This is a genomic window from Pseudomonas sp. PS01270 (assembly GCF_029959775.1).
Classification (GTDB): domain Bacteria; phylum Pseudomonadota; class Gammaproteobacteria; order Pseudomonadales; family Pseudomonadaceae; genus Aquipseudomonas; species Aquipseudomonas atacamensis.
In genome coordinates, this window is the sequence record NZ_JASCPT010000005.1 from 101,432 (window position 1) to 121,258 (window position 19,827).

General features: G+C 58.7%; 19 protein-coding genes, 1 tRNA gene and 1 pseudogene. 13 read left to right on the forward strand and 8 right to left on the reverse strand.

The features are described 5' to 3' along the window. Window positions 1-26 precede the first annotated feature (26 nt). From pheS to QMX86_RS03690, 5 genes are all read left to right on the forward strand, one after another. A complete protein-coding gene (pheS, locus tag QMX86_RS03670; protein WP_003226365.1) occupies window positions 27-1,043 on the forward strand; it encodes a phenylalanine--tRNA ligase subunit alpha in 1,017 nt (338 codons plus the stop codon). 26 nt (window positions 1,044-1,069) lie between these two features. Next, window positions 1,070-3,448: a phenylalanine--tRNA ligase subunit beta gene (gene pheT, locus QMX86_RS03675; RefSeq protein ID WP_056784444.1), complete on the forward strand. Its 2,379-nt coding sequence runs from the start codon at window positions 1,070-1,072 to the stop codon at window positions 3,446-3,448. A gap of 3 nt (window positions 3,449-3,451) precedes the next feature. Beyond that, window positions 3,452-3,754, forward strand: a complete 303-nt coding sequence (ihfA, locus tag QMX86_RS03680; RefSeq protein WP_002553164.1) for an integration host factor subunit alpha — start codon at window positions 3,452-3,454, stop codon at window positions 3,752-3,754. Then, window positions 3,735-4,091, forward strand: a complete 357-nt coding sequence (locus tag QMX86_RS03685; protein WP_282390382.1) for a MerR family transcriptional regulator — start codon at window positions 3,735-3,737, stop codon at window positions 4,089-4,091. The genes ihfA and QMX86_RS03685 overlap by 20 nt, the downstream gene beginning before the upstream one ends. A gap of 89 nt (window positions 4,092-4,180) precedes the next feature. Continuing rightward, window positions 4,181-4,257: transfer RNA gene (locus QMX86_RS03690), tRNA-Pro, on the forward strand. 848 nt (window positions 4,258-5,105) lie between these two features. Here the strand turns inward: QMX86_RS03690 and rtcR are convergent. Then, window positions 5,106-6,710, reverse strand: a complete 1,605-nt coding sequence (gene rtcR, locus QMX86_RS03695; RefSeq protein WP_282381839.1) for an RNA repair transcriptional activator RtcR — start codon at window positions 6,708-6,710, stop codon at window positions 5,106-5,108. A gap of 196 nt (window positions 6,711-6,906) precedes the next feature. Here rtcR and QMX86_RS03700 point away from each other — a divergent pair, with 196 nt between their 5' ends. The 3 genes from QMX86_RS03700 to QMX86_RS03710 all read left to right on the forward strand — a co-directional run bounded on the left by QMX86_RS03700 (window position 6,907) and on the right by QMX86_RS03710 (window position 9,784). Further along, complete coding sequence (locus tag QMX86_RS03700; RefSeq protein ID WP_282381836.1) at window positions 6,907-8,133, forward strand: RtcB family protein; 1,227 nt, start codon at window positions 6,907-6,909, stop codon at window positions 8,131-8,133. Window positions 8,134-8,294: 161 nt separating this feature from the next. Next, a complete protein-coding gene (gene rtcA / locus QMX86_RS03705) occupies window positions 8,295-9,323 on the forward strand; it encodes an RNA 3'-terminal phosphate cyclase (RefSeq protein WP_282381834.1) in 1,029 nt (342 codons plus the stop codon). Window positions 9,324-9,496: 173 nt separating this feature from the next. Next, window positions 9,497-9,784 carry a hypothetical protein gene (locus QMX86_RS03710; protein ID WP_282381831.1) on the forward strand — a complete coding sequence of 96 codons (288 nt, stop codon included), beginning with the start codon at window positions 9,497-9,499 and terminating at the stop codon, window positions 9,782-9,784. Between the two features lie 80 nt (window positions 9,785-9,864). Here QMX86_RS03710 and QMX86_RS03715 read toward each other — a convergent pair whose 3' ends face one another. Together QMX86_RS03715 and QMX86_RS03720 are read right to left on the reverse strand one after the other, a co-directional pair. Further along, entirely contained in the window at window positions 9,865-10,080 is a 216-nt protein-coding gene (locus QMX86_RS03715; RefSeq protein ID WP_016774063.1) for a hypothetical protein, read from the reverse strand. Between the two features lie 127 nt (window positions 10,081-10,207). After that, window positions 10,208-10,483 (reverse strand): hypothetical protein, encoded by a 276-nt coding sequence (locus QMX86_RS03720; protein ID WP_282381828.1) that lies wholly within the window; start codon window positions 10,481-10,483, stop codon window positions 10,208-10,210. Between the two features lie 186 nt (window positions 10,484-10,669). Here QMX86_RS03720 and QMX86_RS03725 point away from each other — a divergent pair, with 186 nt between their 5' ends. Continuing rightward, a complete protein-coding gene (locus tag QMX86_RS03725) occupies window positions 10,670-10,999 on the forward strand; it encodes a hypothetical protein (RefSeq protein WP_024012417.1) in 330 nt (109 codons plus the stop codon). Window positions 11,000-11,029: 30 nt separating this feature from the next. Here QMX86_RS03725 and QMX86_RS03730 read toward each other — a convergent pair whose 3' ends face one another. The 3 genes from QMX86_RS03730 to QMX86_RS03740 all read right to left on the reverse strand — a co-directional run bounded on the left by QMX86_RS03730 (window position 11,030) and on the right by QMX86_RS03740 (window position 14,347). Beyond that, entirely contained in the window at window positions 11,030-11,974 is a 945-nt protein-coding gene (locus QMX86_RS03730) for an alpha/beta hydrolase (protein ID WP_016774066.1), read from the reverse strand. A gap of 113 nt (window positions 11,975-12,087) precedes the next feature. After that, entirely contained in the window at window positions 12,088-13,086 is a 999-nt protein-coding gene (locus QMX86_RS03735) for an NAD(P)H-quinone oxidoreductase (RefSeq protein ID WP_282381824.1), read from the reverse strand. A gap of 61 nt (window positions 13,087-13,147) precedes the next feature. Next, window positions 13,148-14,347, reverse strand: coding sequence for a YbfB/YjiJ family MFS transporter (locus QMX86_RS03740; protein WP_122751111.1), 1,200 nt, complete (start codon window positions 14,345-14,347; stop codon window positions 13,148-13,150). 111 nt (window positions 14,348-14,458) lie between these two features. Here QMX86_RS03740 and QMX86_RS03745 point away from each other — a divergent pair, with 111 nt between their 5' ends. Both QMX86_RS03745 and QMX86_RS03750 read left to right on the forward strand, forming a co-directional pair. Then, entirely contained in the window at window positions 14,459-15,334 is an 876-nt protein-coding gene (locus QMX86_RS03745) for a LysR family transcriptional regulator (RefSeq protein ID WP_282381819.1), read from the forward strand. A gap of 180 nt (window positions 15,335-15,514) precedes the next feature. Beyond that, window positions 15,515-16,000, forward strand: coding sequence for a hypothetical protein (locus tag QMX86_RS03750; protein WP_223630241.1), 486 nt, complete (start codon window positions 15,515-15,517; stop codon window positions 15,998-16,000). 41 nt (window positions 16,001-16,041) lie between these two features. Here the strand turns inward: QMX86_RS03750 and QMX86_RS03755 are convergent, their stop codons facing one another. After that, entirely contained in the window at window positions 16,042-16,764 is a 723-nt protein-coding gene (locus QMX86_RS03755; protein ID WP_122707070.1) for a pirin family protein, read from the reverse strand. 220 nt (window positions 16,765-16,984) lie between these two features. On the opposite strand from QMX86_RS03755, the gene QMX86_RS03760 reads away from it, so the two are divergent. Both QMX86_RS03760 and QMX86_RS03765 read left to right on the forward strand, forming a co-directional pair. Further along, the gene (locus QMX86_RS03760) at window positions 16,985-17,935 is read left to right on the forward strand and encodes a GlxA family transcriptional regulator (RefSeq protein WP_122707072.1); all 951 of its coding nucleotides are present in this window, start codon (window positions 16,985-16,987) and stop codon (window positions 17,933-17,935) included. A gap of 90 nt (window positions 17,936-18,025) precedes the next feature. Further along, window positions 18,026-19,498 (forward strand): winged helix-turn-helix domain-containing protein, encoded by a 1,473-nt coding sequence (locus tag QMX86_RS03765; protein ID WP_282381812.1) that lies wholly within the window; start codon window positions 18,026-18,028, stop codon window positions 19,496-19,498. On the opposite strand, the pseudogene QMX86_RS03770 reads toward QMX86_RS03765, so the two are convergent. Continuing rightward, a pseudogene (locus QMX86_RS03770) lies at window positions 19,463-19,827 on the reverse strand (transcriptional regulator); the annotation flags it as partial. The gene QMX86_RS03765 and the pseudogene QMX86_RS03770 sit on opposite strands and share 36 nt — an antisense overlap.

Consider the following 19,827-nt stretch of genomic DNA (forward strand, 5'->3'; position numbering starts at 1 on the left):
CCCTATTTTGTATCTGGAGTCTGTACATGGAAAACCTGGATGCGCTGGTCTCTCAAGCACTAGAGGCTGTGCAAAGCGCTGAAGATATCAATGCCCTGGAGCAAATCCGGGTTCAATACCTTGGCAAGAAGGGCGAATTGACTCAGGTGATGAAGACCCTGGGGAATCTGCCGGCCGAAGAGCGTCCGCAAGTCGGTGCGCTGATCAACGTTGCCAAGGAACGTGTTACAGGCGTTCTCAATGCGCGCATGGCATTGTTTGAAGAAGCCGAGCTGGCTGCCAAACTGTCTGCCGAATCCATCGACGTGACATTGCCGGGCCGTGGCCAGACCTCTGGCGGTCTGCACCCGGTCACCCGGACTCTGGAGCGCGTTGAGCAGTTCTTCACCCGCATTGGCTACGGCATTGCCGAAGGCCCAGAGGTCGAAGACGACTACCACAACTTTGAAGCGCTCAACATCCCAGGCCATCACCCGGCCCGGTCGATGCATGACACCTTCTATTTCAATGCCAACATGTTGCTGCGCACCCATACCTCGCCGGTACAGGTCCGCACCATGGAATCGAAGCAGCCGCCGATCCGCATCGTCTGCCCGGGCCGCGTCTATCGCAGCGACTCCGATATCACCCATTCGCCGATGTTCCACCAGGTCGAAGGCCTGCTGGTTGATCGCGATATCAATTTTGCCGATCTCAAAGGCACCATCGAAGAATTCCTGCGGGTGTTCTTCGAGAAAGAACTGGCCGTGCGTTTCCGTCCTTCGTACTTCCCGTTCACCGAGCCATCCGCTGAAGTCGATATGGAATGCGTGATGTGCAGTGGCAAAGGCTGCCGCGTCTGCAAGCAGACTGGCTGGCTGGAAGTGATGGGCTGCGGCATGGTTCACCCGAACGTGCTGCGCATGTCCGGCATCGATCCGGAAGAGTTCTCCGGATTTGCCTTCGGTATGGGTGTCGAGCGTCTGGCCATGCTCCGTTACGGCGTGAACGACTTGCGTCTGTTCTTCGACAACGACTTGCGGTTTCTCGCGCAATTTCGCTAGTCGTAACGAATTCTTAGGAGAGCAGGATGAAATTCAGTGAACAATGGCTGCGTGGCTGGGTCAGCCCGCAGGTAGATCGCGACGAGCTGGTTGCCCGTCTGTCGATGGCCGGTCTTGAGGTCGATAGCGTTACTCCGGCCGCCGGTGTCTTCAGTGGTGTTGTGGTGGGTGAGGTGCTGAGCACCGAGCAGCATCCGGACGCCGACAAGTTGCGCGTATGCCAGGTCAGCAATGGCGCGGAAACCTTCCAGGTCGTGTGCGGAGCGCCAAACGTGCGCCCGGGCCTGAAGATTCCGTTCGCCATGATTGGCGCAGAGCTGCCGGGCGACTTCAAGATCAAGAAGGCCAAGCTGCGTGGCGTCGAGTCCAACGGCATGCTGTGCTCGCAGGCAGAGCTGCAGGTCGGTGAGGGCAACGACGGTCTGATGGAGCTGCCGGCCGATGCGCCGGTGGGCGAAGATTTCCGTGTGTATCTGGATCTGGAAGACGCCAGCATCGAGGTCGACCTGACCCCGAACCGTGGCGACTGCCTGTCCCTGGCCGGTCTGGCCCGTGAAGTCGGCGCGCTGTACGCCGTGCCGGTAACCCGTCCTGTGGTCGCTGCGGTTGCAGCGGTACACGACGAAGTCCGTTCGGTCGAGGTGCTGGCCCCGGCGGCCTGCCCACGTTACTTGGGGCGAGTCATCCGTAACGTCGACCTGTCCAAGCCAACCCCGCTGTGGATGGTTGAACGTCTGCGTCGCGCTGACGTGCGCAGCATCGACGCTGCGGTCGACATCACCAACTACGTGATGCTTGAGCTCGGCCAACCGCTGCACGCTTTCGATCTCGCCGAAATCAATGGCGGCATTCGTGTGCGCATGGCTGAAGAGGGCGAGAAGCTGGTTCTGCTCGACGGTCAGGAAGTCAGCCTGCGTAGCGATACGCTGGTCATCGCTGACCACACTCGTGCACTGGCGATCGCTGGCGTCATGGGTGGCGAGCACAGCGGTGTTTCCGCGACCACCCGTGATGTGTTCCTCGAATCTGCGTTCTTTGATCAGATTGCGGTTGCCGGCAAGGCACGTTCTTACGGCTTGCATACCGATGCTTCGCATCGCTACGAGCGTGGCGTTGACTGGCAGCTGGCCCGTGAAGCCATGGAGCGCGCCACTGGCCTGCTGCTGGAAATCACTGGCGGCGAAGCTGGTCCGATCATCGAGACCGTCAGCGAGCAACATCTGCCATCGATTGCACCGATCACTCTGCGTGCGCAGCGCATCACCCAGATGCTTGGCATGGAAATGGATTCGGCACAGGTCGAGCGTCTGCTCAGTGCATTGGGCCTGAGCATTACCGCTGATGGCGAAGGCCAATGGCGAGTTGAAGTGCCAAGCCACCGCTTCGATATCAGCCTGGAAGTCGACCTGATCGAAGAGCTGGCTCGCCTGTACGGTTACAACCGTTTGCCGGTTCGCTACCCGCAAGCGCGTCTGGCGCCGCAAGCCAAGGCCGAAGCGCGTAGTGATCTGCCTGAGCTGCGTCGTCTGCTGGTTGCTCGTGGTTATCAGGAAGCGATCACTTACAGCTTCATCGATCCGCGTCAGTTCGAACTGTTCAATCCAGGTGTCGAGCCGCTGTTGCTGGCCAATCCGATCTCCAACGATATGGCCGCCATGCGCTCGTCGTTGTGGCCAGGTCTGGTCAAGGCGTTGCAGCACAACCTCAACCGTCAGCAGGATCGCGTGCGTCTGTTCGAGAGCGGCCTGCGCTTCGTTGGTCAGCTTGAGGGCTTGAAGCAAGAGCCTATGCTGTCCGGGGTTGTTTGCGGGAGTCGCTTGCCGGAAGGCTGGGCGCAGGGTCGGGATACCGTCGACTTCTTCGACGTAAAGGCTGACGTGGAAGCGGTACTGGGTTTCGCTGGTGCCTTGGATTCGTTCACCTTTGCTCCAGGCAAACACCCGGCGCTGCATCCGGGGCAGACCGCGCGCATCGAGCGTGAAGGTCGCGAAGTAGGCTTCATTGGTGCGATCCACCCAGAATTGTCGAAAGCCTTGGGGCTGGATCGTCCGGTGTTCGTCTTCGAACTGGTTTTGGCGGAAGTGGCGCTCGGTAAAATGCCGAAATTCCACGAGTTGTCGCGCTTTCCTGAAGTGCGTCGTGACCTTGCACTGATCGCGCACAAAGACGTCGCGGCCTCGGCTGTACTGGACGTAATCCGTGAAAATGCAGGCGAATGGCTCACAGAGCTCAGGCTGTTTGACGTGTATCAGGGTAAAGGTATTGATCCTGATAGAAAAAGCCTTGCAGTTGGCTTGACCTGGCAGCATCCATCGCGCACTCTTAATGACGATGAGGTGAATTCGACGACGCAAAATATCCTCACCTCGCTCGAACAAAGGTTGAACGCCACGTTAAGGAAGTGACGTATGGGGGCTTTGACGAAAGCTGAGATGGCGGAACGTCTGTATGAAGAGCTGGGCCTGAACAAGCGGGAAGCCAAGGAATTGGTAGAACTGTTTTTCGAGGAAATCAGGCACGCTCTTGAAGACAACGAGCAGGTCAAATTGTCCGGTTTCGGCAATTTCGACCTTCGGGACAAACGCCAGCGGCCTGGCCGCAACCCGAAAACGGGGGAAGAAATCCCGATCACGGCTCGCCGTGTGGTCACCTTTCGTCCAGGGCAGAAGTTGAAGGCCCGAGTTGAGGCTTATGCTGGAACCAAGTCATAACGACGAACTACCCGTCATCCCGGGCAAACGCTACTTCACCATTGGTGAAGTCAGCGAGCTGTGTGCCGTAAAGCCACACGTGCTGCGCTATTGGGAGCAGGAGTTTCCTCAGCTCAACCCCGTCAAACGCCGCGGGAACCGCCGGTATTATCAGCGCCAGGACGTGCTGATGATCCGGCAGATCCGCGTGCTCCTTTACGATCAGGGTTTCACCATCGGCGGCGCACGTCTGCGTCTGTCCGGCGACGAAGCCAAAGACGATACCACCCAGTACAAACAGATGATTCGGCAGATGATTGCCGAATTGGAAGATGTCCTGGTGGTGCTCAAGAAATAAAAAGCGGCGTTTGAATACTTCCAGTTTTCAAACGCTTGCGATATATTCTTGAGCGCTCTTCGAGGTGAAGAGCGAGATGCAGTATCAGTCGGGGCGTAGCGCAGTCCGGTAGCGCACTAGCATGGGGTGCTAGGGGTCGAGTGTTCGAATCACTCCGTCCCGACCATATTTTTCAATGACTTAGGCCAATGTTCACAGCATTGGCCTTTTTCATGTGTGTGAGATTTGCGGGGCTACTCGATCACGCCTGCGACTCGCATCACCAAGTGTTTGGGTTAGTCAGAATGTCCGCTCGTCGAGCCAATAGCACTCTCTGTGCGCCGGCCTCCTCTCACTTATTAAGCGCAGCCCCTGCGCCACTGATGGGAGAGAATGATGATCGACGACAACAATGGCCCTGAAGCCCCATACCCGGGACCAAGCGAGCAAGCCCATGATTCTGGCGAGGGTCATGACTCCGGCCTGGAGCAAGCTGACTCTGAGCCAAAGCAAGGTACCGACGAACGACCAGAGGACTGGAATCCGCCACCCGGCAATCCTGGTTCAGATCAAGATGCCCAGACCGGTCGCGATAACGGCGGCGCAAAATAGGCGCATGGAATTCATATCGTGTACGAGACCCGGCCATCGCGCCGGGTTTTTTATTGCCACCGAATCCTCTCCCAACGTAGCCGAGATTTATGTGGGGACGGTTATCTGGGTTTTAAGGGCGAAGCCGAGCGGCGCCGGCACCTGAATGATCAATCCAGGCGCCGGCAACAAGCGTGTTTACTCGACTATGCAGATCCAACGGTGGTTGTATCGGTACGGCGCGCGAGTGAAATGAACATCTGAAACCATCTTCATGCCGCGCTCTTGAAGCGCTTCGGTCAGTTGTACGAGTGTCTCTGCCTGGATAGTCATTGCTGTCACCTCGTCAGATTTACTGCGTTCATAATTCTTGACCGAGAGATCAGGCGGCTAATTCATTTTTTCTACAGTAGTCATTAGCGCCGCATAAGCAGGAACACAGCGTTACTTCGCGCCAACTACCTCACCCCATTCAAGCCCGAACCGCCCCAGATACTTCCTCAAGCGATCGGCATCATTAGGTTGCGCCTTGGCCTGCCGGGAAACCCCGAATAACTGTCGGCCGGCATCCGACAGGCTGTCCGCCTGCTGGCACACCTCAATGACAGCCTTCAATTGCAAGCGATCGAACAAGTCCATGCTCTCGCCATCTCCTGGCAACTCAGTCGATAGCGCAGAGGGATGCGCCAAGCCCCACGCATATCGCAATCGTTCGATCTCATCATCGACCTGCGCTTCATCGATGCGCCCGCTGTCGGCCAAAGTCGCCATCCGCGTAATCGATGCGGACAGCTCGCGAAAGTTGCCCAGCCAGGCTGCTGCAGGTGAGCTGGCGAAGGCCAGGTAGCGTCGGCGTGCTTCGAGATTGAAGCGCACCCGTTCACCCTGTTCTCGAGCATGGCGTTCCAGTTCGAAGTCGATGTTCGGCTCGATGTCTTCGCGGCGCCCGGCGAGGCCGGGCAGGTCGAACGTCCATAGATTGATCCGAGCGTACAGGTCCTCGCGAAACGCGCCTTCGGCGACCCGGCTGCGCAGGTCGCGGTGGGTGCCAGCAATGATCAAAAAATCACTCTCGACTTCCTTGTCCGAGCCCAGCGGGAAGAAGCGTTTCTCTTCGATTGCTTTTAACAGCATCGCTTGTTCGTCTGCGCCGAGCTCACCGATTTCATCGAGAAACAACATGCCACCATCGGCGGCGCGCAGCAGGCCATCGCGAGCGTTTTGCGCGCCGGTGAAGGCGCCTTTGACGTGGCCGAACAAGGCCGACATCGCGCCGTCGCCACGCAAAGTGGCGCAGTTGACTTCGACAAAGCGGCCCTGCATCTGATGGCGATTGCGTTTGAGTTCGTAGATGCGCCGCGCCAGGAAGGATTTGCCGGCGCCGGTCGGGCCGATCAGCAGCATGGGGGCTTTGGAGCGCAGCGCAACGCGCTCGATCTGTTCAATGGAGCGGTTGAAGGCCGGGTTGCGCGTGGCGATGCCGGACTTGAGAAATTCCAGGCCTTCCAGACGTTTGCTGGCGAAGCGTGAAGCAATCCGATCATAGCGCGACAGATCGAGATCGATCAGCGCGTGAGTGCCACAGGCGGGCTCGTTCTCGCTCTTGCGCTTGGCGGGGGAGGTCTGGATCAGTCGGGCCGGCAGGTAGCGCGCCTCGGCGAGCAGAAACCAGCAGATCTGTGCGACGTGGGTGCCGGTGGTGATGTGGACGAGGTAATCCTCGTGCTCGGTGTCAAAGTTGTAAGCAGTGGTGAAGTCGTGCAGGGCGCCGTACACCTCTTCGAAATCCCAAGGGTTGCGCAGCGACATTGGATGCAGGCGTACTTCGGTGCTTGGAGAAATCTGCTGGATGTCCGCTCGGACGCGCTCGGCGAGGCTGACGTCGCGCGCGTCGAGGCCGTGAATCAATTCAAGCCGATGGATAGGGAGGTCTGTTTGTTGGCACAGACCTACGCTTGGTCGCCAATAATTCCACCGGCTGGCGCCTTTGCCGACACGATCCAGGGTGGCTCCGATAAATCCGATGGCGACCGTGCGTTTGTTGGGCATGCTTATCCCATAAGATAAATGACGATATGCAATGATAATTTTGCTGGTCTGATTTGTCTTCCATGGATTACCGAGACTCGTCGCATCAGAGAATAAAAGCTAATAAAATCAAAAACATAGCAGAAAGAACCATTGCCGCATCCAAAGCTGGCACAGCGGCTGCAATGCTGATGGAAACGAACATGGACACCAAGATATGAAAGACCAAACCTACCAGCTTCTCGAAGTCGCCAACGGCAAGCCCATCAAACTCTGGACCGAAGGTGTCCCGGTTGAAAACGAAGCCCGCGCACAGTTGATGAACACGGCAAAAATGCCGTTCATCTTCAAGCATCTGGCGGTCATGCCCGATGTGCACTTGGGCAAGGGCTCGACAATTGGCAGCGTGATTCCAACGGTCGGCGCGATCATTCCCGCAGCGGTGGGCGTCGACATCGGTTGCGGCATGATCGCTGCGCATACGTCGCTGACGGCTGCAGATCTGCCAGACAACCTGCATGGATTGCGTACTGCAATCGAACAAGCGGTGCCGCACGGCCGCAGTTCGAATCGTTCGCGGCGAGACAAAGGCGCCTGGGACGAGGTTCCGCAGCAAGCCGATCAGGCCTGGGCGGGGTTGCAGCCGCGCTTCAAATTGATCACCGACAAGTATCCGAAACTGGCCAATACCAACAACCGGGCACATTTGGGGACGCTCGGCAGTGGCAACCACTTCGTCGAAGTGTGCCTGGATGAAGCCAACCGTGTCTGGTTCATGTTGCACAGCGGTTCGCGTGGCGTCGGCAACGCTATCGGCAACCTGTTCATCCAGATGGCCCAAGCCGATATGCGTCAGCACATTGCCAACCTGCCGGACCGTGACCTGGCCTATTTCGAAGAGGGCAGTCAGCATTTTGATGATTACGTCGAGGCGGTTGGCTGGGCGCAGGACTTCGCCAGACAGAACCGTGAACTGATGATGCGCGCAGTGATTCAGGCCACGCGGCAGATCATCCATAAGCCTTTCGAGGTCGCGCTCGAAGCGGTCAATTGCCATCACAACTACGTGCAGAAGGAACGGCATTACGGTGAAGACGTGCTGATTACCCGCAAAGGCGCCGTGTCAGCGAAGAAGGGCGAGCTGGGGATTATTCCGGGCTCGATGGGCGCCAAGAATTTTATTGTGCGCGGTCTGGGCAATCCAGAGTCGTTCAATTCCTGCAGCCACGGCGCCGGGCGCACCATGAGCCGCACAAAGGCGAAGAATACCTTCACCGTCGCCGATCAGATTCGCGCCACGGCCCACGTGGAATGCCGCAAGGACGAAGCGGTGATTGACGAAATTCCGATGGCCTACAAGGACATCGACAAAGTCATGCACGCCCAGCGTGAGCTGGTGGAAGTGCTGCACACCCTGCGTCAAGTGGTGTGCGTCAAAGGATAAGGAACTGCGGCGCTGGCGAGAGCACGTCATCGTTCAATACGCCGGTTCATCACGGCTGAGCTGAAGCGCGAATGACGAACTTTGGTCAAAACTCAGGAAGACCCACGACGGCTAAACGGTACCTCAGGAACACCGTCGGGCTGTACGCGTAAGGAATTGCAATGAAAAAGGATGTAATTGAACTGGACGGCGCCATTGGTGGTGGCCAGGTATTGCGCAGTGCGCTGAGCCTGTCGATGGTGACAGGCCGGGCGTTTTGTATTAAACAGATCCGCGCCAGACGCAGCCGTCCGGGATTGCTGCGTCAGCATCTGACAGCCGTGATGGCGGCGGCCGAGGTTTGTGGTGCAGAGATATCTGGTGCGCATCTGGGGTCGCAAGCCCTGAGCTTCGAACCGGGCGAAATTCGCGGAGGCAACTTTCAGTTCGCTATTGGCACGGCGGGCAGTTGCACGTTGGTGCTACAGACGCTGTTGCCAGCCTTGTTGCAGGCGCCGCAGGCCAGCCGAGTGACGATCTCCGGTGGCACCCACAATCCGCTGGCACCGCCGACGGATTTCCTCTCGCGCAGTTGGCTACCGCTGCTGCGGCGCATGGGCGGCGATGTCGAGCTGGAGTTGCTGCGTCATGGTTTCGTACCGGCTGGCGGTGGCGAGATTGCCGTGACGGTGCAGCCGTCGCGCCTGACGCGACTGGATGTGTGTGAGCGCGGCGAGGCGATTTCACGGCAGGCTCTGGCGCTGACTGCCGGACTTGCGCCTACCGTCGCTCAGCGAGAACTGAGCCAAGTGGCCAAGCGGTTGAACTGGCTTGCGGAGGCGCTGCAAGCAGTGACGCTTGATCCGGCACGCGGCCCGGGCAATGTGTTATTGCTGGAGTACGTTTTCGAACACGTCACTGAAGTGTTCAGCGCATTTGGCCAAGTGTCGTTACGCGCTGAGAAAGTAGCGGATGCCGCGATCAATCAGGCTGCTGACTGGCTGCGTAGTGGTGCTGCGGTGGCTGAGCATCTGGCCGATCAGTTGCTGTTACCGATGGCGCTGGCCGGCGGTGGATCGTTCACTACGCCGCGCATGACTGATCATTTGCGCAGCAACATTGAAGTCATCCAGCTGTTTTTGCCGGTCCGTATCGATTGCCAGGAGGAGGGCAGTGATCGCTTGCGGATAGCAGTTTCACCAACTCATTAGTAGCGACCTGCGATCCCGAAGGCAGTCGCAAAACTTCACTGAGAGCGCCACTAGCCTTCAGCCATTAGCACATCCGACCTAATTGCCCCTGTTCCGGCTCGACCTTAAAGTCCTGTCGCTTGGCAGCTGACTGTCAAATTTTTCCGGTACAAAATCAAAAAGGTCGATCTCCAATGAACTCATCAAGGATTATTCCGGTTCTCGCTTTATTCGCAACACTGGTCCTCGCGGTCACTGGATGCCAGACCGTAAAGCCCGGGGAGAGTGATCTCAAGAATCGCGCACAGACCACCATCGGCAAACCCGTGATCAAGGTTTCCAACATCCGCAGCGACTTCAATACAACTTTCTATACCGCTCAAACCGAAAGCGGTGAGTATATGTGCGAGCTGCCGAGCGGCCCGATGGTAGCTCTGGGTTCCATGGGCATGGGACTGGGCGCTCAGTGCGCCAAACAATGACGAACCAGTCTCTTCGCCACTAGAAAAAGGCCAATGTCGATGACATTGGCCTTTTTTCTTTAACGAATACTCGGCGCAGATCAGTTGGTTTTCGAGTTCAACTTGCGCAGTTCTTCATAGGTCGCCGATTGCACGAACCAGAAGCCGGAGACGATGCACCAGCCCAGGGTACCGCCTACGAACATACCGAGACCCGAGAGAAAGCTCTGGCTCATCATGAAGAGGGAAACGATCAGGATGACCGCCAATGCGATGTAGAGAACGATGTTGTTGACGCCGATGACGAAATCTTTCATTTGCATTCCTTGGATGTATTTTCCTCTGGCCGCCCTCTATGGCGGCCAGTGCGCGCATCATATTGATATCACCCGGTGTTGCGCTAGTTTCGGTGTCGGATTTTCGTTACTAAAAGCGAATCCACTCTTACTGAGCGGGTTTATTATCCAGGTCTTTGGAATCGCTCGACGTCGCGGCATCCTTCTCTGTCTCATGCGGCTCTGATCCCGCGTTGGCGCCTGAGGACTCTTCGCCTTTCTTGTTCGCCTTCTCGTCATGGTCGCGAGAGCTTTCTGCATGATTGACGCCGGGCAGGGCCGTGGCAGGGGTGGCGGCACCCGCCGTGGATTCGGCTGCCGAAACGTGAATCGGGCCGATCAGGCACAGGCTGAAAAACGACAAGGCGAAAATTTTCTTGTTCATCACGTGGGCCTTCTGCGCGGTGGGATGTACAGCGTTGGATAGGCCTGTCTGGCGAAGGTGCGCGGTATTGGACGAACGGCGAATTTCACCCTGATGAGAAAAATCCTGAGAGCAGGCAAATTGCTGGCCCCCAGAGACATTTCGCCCCGGCAAAATCGCCTTTTTTTCAAAAGGTTAGGTTGGCTTATGCGGACGATTGTCATCACCGTTGCGATGCTTTCCCTGGCTTTGATCGCCTCGGGAGTGCAGGCAAAAGAGTTAAGCAAGGGCCATCGCTTTGCCTGCACTTGGGGCTCGGATATCGCTGCCGGGGCGCAGCGATCGAAATTGTCAGGAGTTTCACTGTATGGCGCGCGCAAGCAATTGCAGGTTCGCCGGTTCCAGCAGCCATGGATGCGCATGACCGCGATGGGGATTACCGAGCAGACCTACAACAGCAGTTCCAAGCTCAAACCGGCAGCGGTCAAGCAGACCTATTATGAGCAATGCGTACGCCATGAGTTGGCTCGGCGCTGATGCCCCTTTATCCAGCACTGGAAACACAGCTTAGGAATCGCCAGAACCCTTGGCGACTGCCGGCCCGGCCACCCGCGGCAACGGCTTGCTCTGCATCAACGCATCCAGTGCCTTGCGATACCCCTGACCGCCAAGCGCCATGCTGTTGTTGTGCGTTGCTCCGGGCACCAGCAACAGGCGCTTGGGCTGCTCGGCGGCATTGAACAGCTGCTCGCTGAAGCGCGGCGGCACGAAGGCATCAGCCAGGCCATGCACCACCAAAAGCGGCATATGAATATCGGCGATCTTGTCGATGGAATCGAATTTCTGCGACAGCAACCAGCGCACCGGGAGCGAGGTGTTCGCCACGGCGGCAGCCACATCGGCCAAGGAAGTGAAGGTTGATTCGATGACCAGACCGCGAACCGGCAGAGGTGTGTGGTTGCGGGCCGCGTTCTGTCCCAGTTCGGCCGCCAGATCAATCGCCACCGCGCCACCGAGAGAGTGGCCGTAGATCAGGCGCTTGTTCGGGTCCGGTTGCAGCAACTGGAAGCGCTCCCACGCCACGCGGGCATCTTCATAAACGCTGCTTTCGGATGGTAAATCACCCTTGCTTTGTCCGAACCCTCGATAATCGATGGCCAGCACTGAATAACCCGCCGCTCGCAGTTGTTCGATGCGAAACAGTTGCCCGGTGAGGTTCCAGCGCACGCCATGCAAGTAAAGGATTGCCGGGGCATTGGCACGTTCCGCCGGCCACCACCAGGCATGGATGTTCTGCCCGGCCTTGAAACTCTTCGGTTGCAGATCGAGTTCCTGAACGCTGCCGGGCAGTCCGCGATACCAGCCGGCGGTGCCCGGCTCGATACGAAACAGCAGTTTGCGCTCGGTGTGTTCCAGCACCGCACAACTCGTCGGCACGCCGATGATCAGCGCGGCCATCATGGCGAACGCCAGGCGGCGGCGTCGCAGACGAGTCAGCAAGGACAGGAACATTAATCGTTTCACCACGGCGCAGACAAAGAACGCTTTTTACCAGATGCCTCGGTCTGCGCGTGATTATTTTCGACCACCGTGCATGTGCAACGATTACAAGATGCTGCAATCACTCACGCCACTTGCAGGACGATCTTGCCGATATGATCGCCGCCCTCCATGCGGGCATGGGCCTGAGCCGCGTCAGCCAGCGGGTAAACCTTGTCGATGATCGGCAGGCAGCGTCCGGCGCTGAGGGCAGGCCAAACGTATTCTTGCAGTTGATCGGCGATGGCGGCTTTCTCCGCCGCGGTACGCGCGCGCAGCAGCGAACCGGTGACCACCGCGCGTTTGCCGAGGATCGCCAGCAGATCGATGTCGTTGGCGCGGGCGCCGCCGAGAAAACCGAGCATCACCAGTCGGCCGTCCATCGCCAGTGCGCTGATGTTGCCGTTCAGATACGAGCCACCCATGATGTCGAGAATCACGTTCACGCCTTGATCTGCGGTCTTCTCGGCAATGACTTTGGCAAAATCTTCTTCCCGATAGTTGATCGGCTGCCCGCCAAGTTTACTGATTGCGGCGCATTTTTCAGGACTGCCGGCGGTGGCGAACGCCTCAATACCGAATTCACGACAGAGCATCAGCGCGGTGGTACCGATGCCGCTGGTGCCGCCGTGAATCAGCACGCAATGGCCTGTCTTGGCGGCGCCGAGGCCGAACAGGTTGGCCCAGACGGTGAAAAACGTTTCCGGAATCGCGGCGGCCTGGACCCAATCGACTCCATCCGGCACAGGCAAAGTCTGGCCGGCGGGTACCGCGCAATACTCGGCGTATCCGCCGCCATTGGTCAGCGCGCAGACCCGATCGCCGACCGCGAAACGCGTTACTCCAGCGCCAACCGCGACCACTTCGCCAGCCACCTCAAGTCCGGGAATCGGGTCCATCCCGGGTTTCATCGGATATTTGCCGGCGCGCTGCAAGGCATCCGGACGATTGATGCCGGCAGCGTGAACGCGGATAAGCACTTGGCCTTCGCCAACGGTCGGCAGAGGCACGCGCCTGGCTTGCAATACTTCAGGGCCGCCGGGTTCGGTGATTTCAATACGGGTCATTTCGTTGGGCAGTGACATTGTCGATTCCTGTGAAAAAGGTCGTGTAGATGGGAACGCTGGCAGCGCGCAATGATTCCCTTCAGTTCGCCGCGCAACGGGGTTCAGTTGTAGAGGGCAGCCAGCGCATGGCTTGCTCCAGCAGTAGAGCGACGACGATCGCGCCAGCGGCGATCACAAACAGCAGCGTGTGCTGGCCGCCCGAGGCATTGAACAATGCCGAATAGGCAAACCCGGCCAGCGCCTGAAAGGTTGCGAATGACACAGTGGCACGGCTCCAGGCGATCTGCTGACGGTGATGCGACGGCACCAGTTCATGCACCCGGGCCAAGGCCAGCGGCACGATGCCCGGCGGGAAAGAGCCGAGAATCACCGCCAGTAAAGCCAGCGCCAGAAATGAATGGGAGACGGCAAGCAAACCGAGGGCGATGGCTTGTACTACCAACACCAGTCGAATACCAGTACGGGCGCCAAGCTGGTCAGCCAGAAACCCGTAAGTCACCGGTCCGACAATCGCCCCCAGGCCATACATGACCCAGACCATTGCGCCGATATGCGCCCCGGCACCCAATCCACGCGCTACGTAATCCACCAGAAACACCATTGCAGGCACCAGCCCGGCGGCCATGAACGCGTATTGAGCGAATAACAGGTAAACGCCCGACGGTGTTGGCTCATCAGCCGACGTTGCGTGCGCAGCCACGGCATGCGTGGTATCCGCAGGCCAGCCGAACCAGCTCACCGCGGTCAGCAACAACGCCAGCGCGCCCAGTCCCAGCCATGTTGCCTGCAAGCCAAGAGTCAGCAGTGGCGGCACGATGGTGCCGGAGCCGGCAATCCCCAGGCCGATGCCGAGGAAGATTGCGCCACTGGCCAAGCCTCTGCGAGCAGCCGGAACGTGAGGCAGCACGGTTGCCGCCACCAGCACCATGATCGCGCCACCAGCAATCCCGGAGAGCAAACGCCAGCCGAAGAACCAGCTCACCGACAGCGGATAAGCACAGGCAAAAAATGCTCCCGTGACCGCGAGCATCATCAGGCGCAAGGCGTTGCGGTTGCCTGTTCGGTGAGCCATGGGCCGACCGAGCAGGGCGCCGATCAAGTAGCCGACCAGATTGGCCGCGCCGAGGTAGACGACATCATTGGCGGAAAACCACTGCGCCTGAATCAGCGAAGGGATCAGCGGCGTGTAGGCGAAACGCGCCAGGCCAATGCTGACCAGGCTGGCGCAAAGCCCGGCGAAGATCGGCAGCCAGATGCCGGTAGAGTTTGCAGTACGCATGATCGCGATCTCACAAGAGGTGTATGGCGCTCAGCTTATCGGCTATCTTTGCTGCGCATACGCAGCGATTAAGCGGCAGAGTGATGCAAAAATGCTTCAAAGAGGATCCGTATGAATTGGGATGATGCGCGAGTATTTCTGGCGGTCTGTCGCGAGTCGACATTGCGCGGGGCTGCGCGTGTTCTGGGCGTCGATCAGGCCACGGTCGGACGGCGCATTACTGCGCTGGAGAAGGCATTGAGCGCGACGCTGTTCCTGCGTACCTCCGACGGTTATGCGCTGACCGCCGTTGGTGAAACGGCGCGTAAAAGTGTGGAAAAAATGGAGCATTCGGCGCTGGAACTGGAGCGACACATCCACGGGCTGGATGACCGTCTGACCGGTAACGTACGGGTCAGCACCACCGACTCGATGGCCATTGACTTCATCATTCCGGCGATGGCGCGCCTTCATGATCAACATCCAGATGTGCAGATCCAGCTGGATGCGTCGACGCAAATCCTCAGTCTGGCCAAGCGCGAAGCGGATATCGCGGTGCGCAATACCCGGCCGGATAACCCTGATCTGATCGCTCGGCGAATCGCCCGTTGGCCTGTAGGACTTTTCGCTGCGCAGGCCTATGTCGATCGCCATGGAGAACCGCAGCCCGGCAGCGCTTTCGAGGGCCATGATCTGGTGGTCTATCAGCCGTACTTACTGAGCAAAAAAGACCTTACGCTGGTCTCTGAACCGTTGACCCGCGGACGCATCGTCACCACGCTCAGCTCCAGCCTTCTGGTGCGCCGCTCGATTGCCGCTGGCCTCGGGGTAGGCGAGATGCCTGTTTACATGGGCGAACGCGATGGTCTCGTCAGACTCTGGCCGGAGCGGACCCGGCCGCAGCCGTATGAAGTCTGGCTGGTCACCCACGCCGACCTGCGTCACACCGCGCGGGTACGGGCGGTCATCGAGCAGATCGTTGAGGCTTTTGCGCTGGAAAACGAATAAGTGGTTCAGGGTTTTGCCGAGGCTACAACTGCTGACGAAACAGCCTACGTCCGAGGCAGAATGGGCCGGCTTGTTGTAGGCAGTGATGAGTTCTATTGTGACTGCAGCTCGATGCGAACCTCAGTTACGCATCGAAACGAAGAGCCAGGGAAGGCCGCGTAGCCATAGAAAGGTGCCGAATTGAAAATCAGGGAAGTGAATCAATATGCGGTCACGGACAGATCGAATGCAGGGCGGGACAGGCAAACCATGAGCAGCATAAGTCGCGAAGAATTCGATGCCAGGATAGAGACCATCGAGACGAGGATGGACGGCCGCGTGGCAGAAATGCGCGCCGACATTCGCGGGTTCCTGGCTGCTCAGGCAGAGCGGGACAAGGCCCTGCAGGAGCGGGACAAGCGTTATGACGTTATGTGGATGGGCGTGCAGAAAATTGCCGACGAATCGCGGGAAGCGATCAGGCAGGCATCGACGGTAAAGGCCAATTACTGGGCGGCCACCACTGTGCATTTTCTCGGCGTGGCTTCCTTGCTGGTTGGCGCACATTTCGCCAATCAGGCGGCGGTGTTGACCACGATCCAAACCACGCTGGCAGCGATTCAGATTGGCAAAGAGGTATCGTCACCCAAACCGGTCGTACAACCCTCAACAGTGCCGCCGCAATAAAAAACGGCCTTCAGTGGAAGGCCGTTCTGCATCGAGCCAGATCATGGCATTTCCGGCAACTCCTGAGGGCGCAAGTCGAACACCAGCACTTCGGAATCGATACCGTTGCTCAAAGTGAGCAGCTGTTCTTCACGAACCCGCACGCCGTCGCCTTCCTGCAAGGCTTGGCCATTGAGTTCGACACTGCCACGCGCAACGTGCACGTAGGCGTAACGATTGGCCGGCAATTTCAGCGTGGCACTTTCCTTGCCGTCGAATAACCCGGCGTAGACCCGCGCATCCTGACGGACTTTCAGAGAACCGTTGCTACCGTCCGGCGAGATGATCAGTTGGAGGCGCCCGCGTTTTTTCTGCGCGCTGAAATGTTCCTGTTGATAGCGCGGTTTAGCGCCGCTGACGTCCGGCACGATCCAGATTTGCAGAAAGTGCACGGGCTTGGTGGCCGAGTGGTTGAACTCACTGTGCGCCACGCCGCTGCCGGCACTCATCAATTGCACGTCGCCCGGACGGATCACCGAGCCAGTGCCGAGGGTGTCCTTGTGTTCCAGCGCGCCTTCGAGCACATAGGAAAAGATCTCCATGTCGCGGTGCGGGTGCTGGCCAAAACCTTTGCCTGCCGCGACCCGGTCATCGTTGATCACCAGCAGATCGGAGAAACCCTGTTCACGCGGATTGCGGTAGCTGGCGAAAGAAAAGGTGTGAAACGACTTCAACCAGCCGTGATTGGCGAGGCCGCGATCGGAGGCTTTGCGAAGAGTCAGCATGATGAAATCTCCTGGTTGGACGTGAATTCGTCCGAGTGAGGAGAAGGTTACTGGTTACCTTGGGAGGCAATAAGTAGATGGAAATTGAAAGACTGTCCGGATCAGGTTGACAGTTTTGCGTTATGGTTCACGCATTCGAACACGCTCATGACGACACAGTCGGCCATAATGCCCCGGCCGTAGCGTGCGTATTGACCCTTGAATATGTGTGATGCCTCCCATGAAAACCGTGGCAATGGTGCTGTTCCCCGACTTTCTGATGCTCGACATGGCCGGGCCGCTGGAAGTGTTTTCAGTCGCCAACCGTTATCTGAAACCTGATTTGCACTATCAACTGACGACACTAGGGACGGAGCGCGGCTTGCTCAAGGCTTCCAATGGTGTACAGGTTCAGGCTGATCTGCACATCGACGAGGCGGCCGAGCGCTATGACCTGTTATTGGTGCCCGGCGGCCCCGGCGCCTATAACCAGAGATTTCCCGAGCTGTTTGGCTGGCTGAAGCAAGCCGTGCCGCGCGCGGAGCGTTACGGTTCGATTTGTACCGGCGCATTCATCCTCGGCCATGCCTGCCTGCTTGATGGTTATCGCGTCACCACGCACTGGAACTACACCGAGCGCCTGATCAAGGCTTTCCCGAAAACCACGGTGACCACCGACCAGATCTACGTTGAGGATCGCAATCTCATCACTTCGGGGGGCGTAACCGCTGGCATCGATCTGGCGCTGGCGGTGGTGGCCAGGGATCACGGCAAGAAAATCGCCCAGGACGTCGCCAAGGTGTTGTTGGTGGTCATGAAGCGTCAGGGCGGGCAAGCGCAGTTCAGCCCGTTGATGGCGGCCGTCTCACCGCAAGAAACGCCCATCACCCGCGCGCAGAATTACGTACTTGAACACTTGGATGAGCCCTTCACAGTGGAGCGCATGGCCGGATTGGCCAATATGAGCGCACGGCACTTTGCTCGCCTGTTTGCTCGTGACATCAACATGACGCCGATGGAGTTTCTGCAGAATGCCCGCATTGACTGCGCGCGAAACCTGTTGGAAACCAGCGATCTGCCGCTAAAAACCATCGCTTATAAAAGTGGTTTTGGCAGCGTTCGGCACATGCGCTCGCTATTCGCCGAGAAGCTCGGTCTTACGCCGTTACAATACCGCGAACAGTTCAGCTAGAGCGGTTGTGTCCGTCAGACGCAGCCGGATGTCCGTGCTGCGTCGGCTCCGGCGGTTGTATCGTCACGCAACAGTGCCAAGATGTTTGGCATGAATAATCACAACGACACAAGCCACGGTTCAGTGCTGCGTTTTGGCCCCTACGCCTTTCATGTGCGCCAGCGTCTGGTCCTTGAAGGCGAGCAGCCGCTGCGCATGGGTGGGCGCGCCATGGACATTCTTCAGGTGCTGCTTGAACACGCGGGGCAGGTGGTCAGCAAAGAGCAGTTGATTGCTCGTGTGTGGCCGACATCGATCGTTGAAGAGATCAACCTGCGGGTGCACATCGCGGCGTTGCGCCGCGCACTGGGCGACGGCACCAACGGCCAGCGTTACATCATTCACGTGGCGCAATGTGGTTACAGCTTTGTCGCCCCGGTTGAGCAGGGTACGAGCGAGGCGCTGACCATGCCCGCTGCCGCGCTCACGCCCCTGCACAATCTTCCGGCACGACTGACGCCAGTCAGTGGGCGCGACGCCCTGATCGGTAGTCTGGTTCGACAAATGCCTGTATGTCGCTTGATGACGATTACCGGTGCGCCGGGTGTTGGCAAAACCACTGTGGCATTGCGCGTGGCGGAATTGCTGCTGCAATACTTTCGCGATGGCGCCTGGTGGGTCGACCTTGCCAGGCTCGAAGATGACAAGCTCTTGCTCGACCACCTGTTGCACACCCTGAACGCAGACTTTTTCACACTGACGGGCCGGCACGCCTTGTTGGTGCTGGATAACTGCGATCACCAGCGCGACAGTTGCGCGGCTCTGGTAGAGACCCTGTTGCATGTCGCGCCTCGCCTGTCGATTCTGGTCACCGGCCGCGAAGCCTTGCACATTCCACAGGAAGCCGTTCATTACGTGCCGCTGCTGGCGATTCCCAAGCGCTCGACATTGAACACCGTCGAAGAAACCATGGGCTATCCGGCGGTGCAGTTGTTCGTCAATCGCGCGCGAGCGCGGCAACAGGGCTTCAGTTTGCGTCAACAGGATTTGCCAGGTGTGCGCGAAATCTGCCGCCAACTGGACGGTCTGCCGCTGGCGATCGAGCTCGCCGCTGCGCAGATCGACGCGCTGGGCTTGATCGGCTTACAGGCCCAGGTTGAAAACGGTCTGCAGTTGCTTGGCCAAGGCCGGCGCACCGCGGAACCACGCCATCAGTCGATGGCCGCTGCGATCGATTGGAGCTTCCAGTACCTGACGGAAATGGAACAGCGTGTGCTGCTGCGTCTGTCGGTGTTCAGCACGGGCTTTACTCTGGAGGCTGCGCTTAGCGTGATCAGCAGCGTGGATCTGGCGGGATCCAGGTTGAGCGCAATTATCGAAGGGTTGGCGCGCAAGTCGTTGCTCATTCAAGAACCCAACCGGGCAACGGCGCGCTATTGGATGCTCAACACCGTACGCCGCTATGCTCGTGATCGCTTTGAGCGCAGCGACGACAGGCTCGAACTGCAACAGCGTCATGCGCGCTATCTCAGCCGCACGCGCAATGCGTCAGGCCGGGCACTGCTCGCGCAGGCTGTCGAGTAGCAGGCGGACCTTGCGCAAGTCCGGTGTGGCGTAGCCTTCGGTGAAGCGCTGGTAGAGGGGGCTGAGCAAATCCAAAGCTTCGCGATGGCGGGACTGGCGTTGCCATAGCTGAGCAAGGTCCGTGGCGCTGCGCAGTTCCCAGGCCAACGCGCCTTGGCTTCTGGCGATGGTCAGCGCTTGTTGCAGGATTTGTTCGGCTTCTCGGGTTTCAGCGGTGTCTGAGCAGGCCGATTCGCGAGCAGGCTCGCTCCCACAGGAAACAGCGCACAACTCGGAATTTGCGCCCGCCCCCGCCCCCGTGTGGGGGCGCGCCTGGAGCCGCAGGGGGG

Coding starts and splice junctions, on each gene's coding strand:
- pheS (WP_003226365.1), top strand. CDS start 27: ATGGAAAACCTGGATGCGCTGGTCTCTCAAGCACTAGAGGCTGTGCAA.
- pheT (WP_056784444.1), top strand. CDS start 1,070: ATGAAATTCAGTGAACAATGGCTGCGTGGCTGGGTCAGCCCGCAGGTA.
- ihfA (WP_002553164.1), top strand. CDS start 3,452: ATGGGGGCTTTGACGAAAGCTGAGATGGCGGAACGTCTGTATGAAGAG.
- QMX86_RS03685 (WP_282390382.1), top strand. CDS start 3,735: ATGCTGGAACCAAGTCATAACGACGAACTACCCGTCATCCCGGGCAAA.
- rtcR (WP_282381839.1), bottom strand. CDS start 6,710: ATGCCCAACAAACGCACGGTCGCCATCGGATTTATCGGAGCCACCCTG.
- QMX86_RS03700 (WP_282381836.1), top strand. CDS start 6,907: ATGAAAGACCAAACCTACCAGCTTCTCGAAGTCGCCAACGGCAAGCCC.
- rtcA (WP_282381834.1), top strand. CDS start 8,295: ATGAAAAAGGATGTAATTGAACTGGACGGCGCCATTGGTGGTGGCCAG.
- QMX86_RS03710 (WP_282381831.1), top strand. CDS start 9,497: ATGAACTCATCAAGGATTATTCCGGTTCTCGCTTTATTCGCAACACTG.
- QMX86_RS03715 (WP_016774063.1), bottom strand. CDS start 10,080: ATGAAAGATTTCGTCATCGGCGTCAACAACATCGTTCTCTACATCGCA.
- QMX86_RS03720 (WP_282381828.1), bottom strand. CDS start 10,483: ATGAACAAGAAAATTTTCGCCTTGTCGTTTTTCAGCCTGTGCCTGATC.
- QMX86_RS03725 (WP_024012417.1), top strand. CDS start 10,670: ATGCGGACGATTGTCATCACCGTTGCGATGCTTTCCCTGGCTTTGATC.
- QMX86_RS03730 (WP_016774066.1), bottom strand. CDS start 11,974: ATGTTCCTGTCCTTGCTGACTCGTCTGCGACGCCGCCGCCTGGCGTTC.
- QMX86_RS03735 (WP_282381824.1), bottom strand. CDS start 13,086: ATGTCACTGCCCAACGAAATGACCCGTATTGAAATCACCGAACCCGGC.
- QMX86_RS03740 (WP_122751111.1), bottom strand. CDS start 14,347: ATGCGTACTGCAAACTCTACCGGCATCTGGCTGCCGATCTTCGCCGGG.
- QMX86_RS03745 (WP_282381819.1), top strand. CDS start 14,459: ATGAATTGGGATGATGCGCGAGTATTTCTGGCGGTCTGTCGCGAGTCG.
- QMX86_RS03755 (WP_122707070.1), bottom strand. CDS start 16,764: ATGCTGACTCTTCGCAAAGCCTCCGATCGCGGCCTCGCCAATCACGGC.
- QMX86_RS03760 (WP_122707072.1), top strand. CDS start 16,985: ATGAAAACCGTGGCAATGGTGCTGTTCCCCGACTTTCTGATGCTCGAC.
- QMX86_RS03765 (WP_282381812.1), top strand. CDS start 18,026: ATGAATAATCACAACGACACAAGCCACGGTTCAGTGCTGCGTTTTGGC.